Annotated in this window: 6 protein-coding genes; 3 read left to right on the top strand and 3 right to left on the bottom strand. The window is 58.9% G+C overall.

Going from position 1 to position 3,531, the window contains the following annotated elements; all coding sequences use genetic code 11:
• Positions 1 to 69: 69 nt before the first annotated feature.
• Together GX108_06680 and GX108_06685 are read left to right on the top strand one after the other, a co-directional pair.
• On the top strand, positions 70 to 849 hold the full coding sequence (locus GX108_06680) for an ABC transporter ATP-binding protein (GenBank protein ID NLO56719.1): 780 nt from the start codon (positions 70 to 72) through the stop codon (positions 847 to 849).
• Entirely contained in the window at positions 843 to 1,571 is a 729-nt protein-coding gene (locus tag GX108_06685) for an ABC transporter ATP-binding protein (protein ID NLO56720.1), read from the top strand. The genes GX108_06680 and GX108_06685 overlap by 7 nt, the downstream gene beginning before the upstream one ends.
• 48 nt (positions 1,572 to 1,619) lie before the next feature.
• Here the strand turns inward: GX108_06685 and GX108_06690 are convergent, their stop codons facing one another.
• The gene (locus GX108_06690; GenBank protein ID NLO56721.1) at positions 1,620 to 2,057 is read right to left on the bottom strand and encodes an OmpH family outer membrane protein; all 438 of its coding nucleotides are present in this window, start codon (positions 2,055 to 2,057) and stop codon (positions 1,620 to 1,622) included.
• Between the two features lie 120 nt (positions 2,058 to 2,177).
• On the opposite strand from GX108_06690, the gene GX108_06695 reads away from it, so the two are divergent.
• Positions 2,178 to 2,399 (top strand): DUF3343 domain-containing protein, encoded by a 222-nt coding sequence (locus tag GX108_06695; protein ID NLO56722.1) that lies wholly within the window; start codon positions 2,178 to 2,180, stop codon positions 2,397 to 2,399.
• Positions 2,400 to 2,426: 27 nt separating this feature from the next.
• Here the strand turns inward: GX108_06695 and GX108_06700 are convergent, their stop codons facing one another.
• On the bottom strand, positions 2,427 to 3,107 hold the full coding sequence (locus GX108_06700; GenBank protein NLO56723.1) for a ComF family protein: 681 nt from the start codon (positions 3,105 to 3,107) through the stop codon (positions 2,427 to 2,429).
• Positions 3,108 to 3,138: 31 nt separating this feature from the next.
• The coding region (locus GX108_06705) for a methionine adenosyltransferase domain-containing protein (GenBank protein ID NLO56724.1) at positions 3,139 to 3,531 on the bottom strand (393 nt) is incomplete at its 5' end.

A 3,531-nucleotide genomic window follows, 5' to 3' on the forward strand; every position in this document is an offset into this window, starting at 1 on the left:
ACGAGATAGGCCCAAAGTTGATCCGGTCTATTTTCTCAAGGAAAACCGGGAACGGGGTGAACAACGCCCATGGCTGATCTCATCCTTTCCCTGGATAACCTGAACAAGCACTTCGGCGGCGTCCACGCCGTCAAGGATTTCACCTTCCGAATGAAGCGGGGGGAGCTGGCCGGCCTGATCGGGCCCAACGGTGCCGGGAAGACCACGGTGTTCAACCTCATCACCGGCGTTTATTCTCCCGATTCGGGGAGCATCAAATTCAACGACGAGGAGATATCGGCGAAGAAGACCTACGAGGTCATCTCGAGGGGCGTAGCGAGGACCTTCCAGAACCTCCGCCTTTTCCCGCGCTCCACGGCCCTGGAAAATGTCATGACCGCCCGCCAGCAGCACTTCGGCTATAACTTCTTCGAAGCAGTCACCCACACGGGCCGGTGGGCCGTTAACGAGAAAAGGATCAGAAAGACGAGCCTTGAACTCCTTGAAAGGGTGGGACTCCTTCAAGTCGCCGAACAGGCCGCGGGAACCCTTCCCTACGGCCACCAGAGACGGCTGGAGATAGCCAGGGCGCTGGCCCTGCAGCCCGAACTGCTCCTGCTGGACGAACCCGCCGCGGGGATGAACCCCGAGGAGGTCCAGGATCTGAACGGCCTCATCAAGGACATCCACGAGGATTTCAGCCTTACGACGCTCGTGATAGAACACCACATGGAAGTCATAATGGAGATCTGCCCCCGTATCGCCTGCATGAACTTCGGAGAAAAGATCGCCGAGGGCGACCCGGAATACATACAGAGCCACCACGAGATCCTGAAGGCCTATCTCGGAGAGGAGGTCGAGGAATGTTGACAAAAGAACCCCTCCTGAGCATCCGGGGCCTTCACGTGAGTTACGGGGCGATACGCGCCATAAGGGGCATCGACCTTGACGTCTATGAGGGCGAGATCGTCTGCGTCATCGGGGCCAACGGGGCGGGCAAATCAACCCTCATGAACGCCATCATTGGCAACGTCAGAAGGGAATCGGGAACCCTGCTGCTCGAAGGGGAGCCCCTGGCGAGGCTGAGTTACCAGGCCGTGTCGCAGGGCGTCTCCCTAGCCCCCGAGGGGAGAAAGGTCTTCGCCCCCCTGACCGTCCACGAGAACCTCATGATGGGGGCTTTCCCCATTAAGGATAGAAGCAAGATCGGCCAAGACCTGGATTGGGTCTTCACACTTTTCCCCAGGCTGAAGGAAAGAAGGGACCAGCACGCGGGAACCCTTTCGGGCGGGGAGCAGCAGATGCTATCCATCGGGAGGGCGCTCATGTCGAGTCCCAGGCTGCTCCTGCTCGACGAGCCATCCCTGGGGCTGGCGCCGATCATCATCAGGGACATATTCCAGGAACTGAAAAGGATAAACGACAAGGGCGTTACCATCCTGCTGGTGGAGCAGAACGCCCGCCAGGCGTTGCTGCTTTCCCACAGGGGTTATGTCATGCAGACGGGAAGGATGATCATGGAAGGCCTCGCTTCCGATCTGCTGAAGAACCCCGACGTGGAGGCCGCCTACCTGGGTACAGTTAAAAAATAAAGGTCCGGGCTCCCGGGCCCGGACCTTTGCTTTTCGAGTATGAGGACCTTAGGCGTTCTTCTTCTTGATCTCCTGGATAACATCCTCGGTGATGTCGGCGCCTCCGAAGAACACCTGGGTCTTGTCGAGGACGATGCTTACACCCTTCGCCTTGGCAACGGTCCTGATAGCAAGGTCTATATCTTTGAAGAGGGGTTCCATGATCCTCTGCTCTTCCTTGGCAGCTTCCTGCCGCTTGGCCTCGAAGATCCTCTGCTTTTCATTATTGTCGCTTGTTTTGTCGATGGCATCCTTCGCTTCGGCCTGCTTTTTCTCAACGATGGTCTTTATCTGCTTCTGGGCCTGCTCGAATTTTGGATGCTGAAAAAGCACCTTCTGGGGGTCGATAACCCCGATCTTCTCCTGGGCGGAGGCGATGCCTGAAATTGCTACCAGTACCAAGATACTTATTGCCACAACCGAAAGGATCTTTCGCGAGCGAGACATTTAAGAACCTCCTTTAAATTCACTCGATCAGGTCAATATTCTATCCTTACAAACCCGGAACGTCCAGTTATAATTACCTAGTCGCGTTCGTACGAATGCAAAGAGAACGGAGGCTGCGCGATGGACTGCATCGCCACATTCGAAACCGCCCAAATGGCGATTCTCTTCGACAAGATGTGCCATAATATGGGTTTCTCCTGTAGGGTCGTACCGGTCCCCAAGAATATTTCCGCCAGTTGCGGTCTTGCCTGCCGCTTCAAGGCGGAAGAGGAACCCATGATCCGGGGACTTGCGGTGGAACACTCCATAGAAGTCCTGGATTATCACTTCCCCCATCCTTAAAAGTTCCCTTCGCCCCGGCCACGCTTTTCAAGAAGCCCCGGCAAGGGCCCAGACGACGGCCCCCTCGACCCTGCCCCCAGCCTGCCTGACCGCGCCGGCGGCCACCCGAAGCGTCGCCCCGGTGGTACAGACATCGTCGACCAATATCACTGGCAGAGTCCTGTCGATCGATCCCCTCCAGGTGATCGAATCCCGGGGAAGTTTTTTCCTGGGCCCCGGCGCAAGCCCCACCTGGGTGGGGCGCCTGGCCTTCCAGGCCAGTTTTTCCAAGGCGGGGCAGTTCCAGGCGCGGGATATTCCCCGGGCGATCTCGAGGGACTGGTTGAAGCCCCTTGCGCTTCCCCGGTGGAGGGGCACCGGCACCAGCATGATCCTCCCGCCGGGGTGGAACCTCCGGCCGATGAACCTTCCGATGGGTTTTCCCAGGCTCTTCTGGGAACCGTACTTGAGCCGGTGCACCAATTCCCTTGGGAGTCCTCCGAAAGCAGTGAAGCTTCTCACTGGGAAGGCTGCGGGGTGACTCGGGCAGGGGTAGGTGCGCAGGCATTCGGAGCATGAGACTTTTACCGGCTCACCGCCGACGAGATCCGCAAGGCACTTCTCGCACAGGGGCGAACCCAGCCTTCCGCAAATCGGGCACGAAAGGGGCCACAGGAAATGGAGCAATAGATCCGTGGCCCTTTCCCAATCGCTACACTCCATCGCCATACGAAGGGGATGCCATCGCAGGAGGCCGCCTTCAGCAGGTCTTTTCGGCGGCTTTTTTCAGAATCTCGGCCCTGTCGATCCTCTCCCAGGCCGGGATGGGGTCGAGGTCGATCCTCCCCATGTGACCGTAGGCCGCGATGCGCCTGTACTGGGGCCTCCTCAGGTCCAGGTCCCTGATGATGGCCGCCGGCCGGAAGTCGAAGTGCTCCTTTACCAGCTCCGTGAGGAGTCCATCGGACACCATCCCGGTGCCGCCCGTATCGACCATGAGGGAGACGGGCCTGGCAACGCCTATGGCGTAGGCGACCTGGATCTTGCACTCCCGGGCGAGCCCCGCCGCCACAATGTTCTTGGCGGCGTACCGGCTCATGTACGCCGCGGAACGGTCCACCTTGGTGGGGTCCTTGCCGGAAAAGGCACCGCC

The organism is Thermovirga sp., from assembly GCA_012523215.1.
GTDB lineage: Bacteria > Synergistota > Synergistia > Synergistales > Thermovirgaceae > 58-81.

What these genes read in the sequence shown, in the direction of transcription:
- GX108_06680 (NLO56719.1), top strand. Translation starts at nt 70, where the DNA reads ATGGCTGATCTCATCCTTTCCCTGGATAACCTGAACAAGCACTTCGGC.
- GX108_06685 (NLO56720.1), top strand. Translation starts at nt 843, where the DNA reads ATGTTGACAAAAGAACCCCTCCTGAGCATCCGGGGCCTTCACGTGAGT.
- GX108_06690 (NLO56721.1), bottom strand. Translation starts at nt 2,057, where the DNA reads ATGTCTCGCTCGCGAAAGATCCTTTCGGTTGTGGCAATAAGTATCTTG.
- GX108_06695 (NLO56722.1), top strand. Translation starts at nt 2,178, where the DNA reads ATGGACTGCATCGCCACATTCGAAACCGCCCAAATGGCGATTCTCTTC.
- GX108_06700 (NLO56723.1), bottom strand. Translation starts at nt 3,107, where the DNA reads ATGGCGATGGAGTGTAGCGATTGGGAAAGGGCCACGGATCTATTGCTC.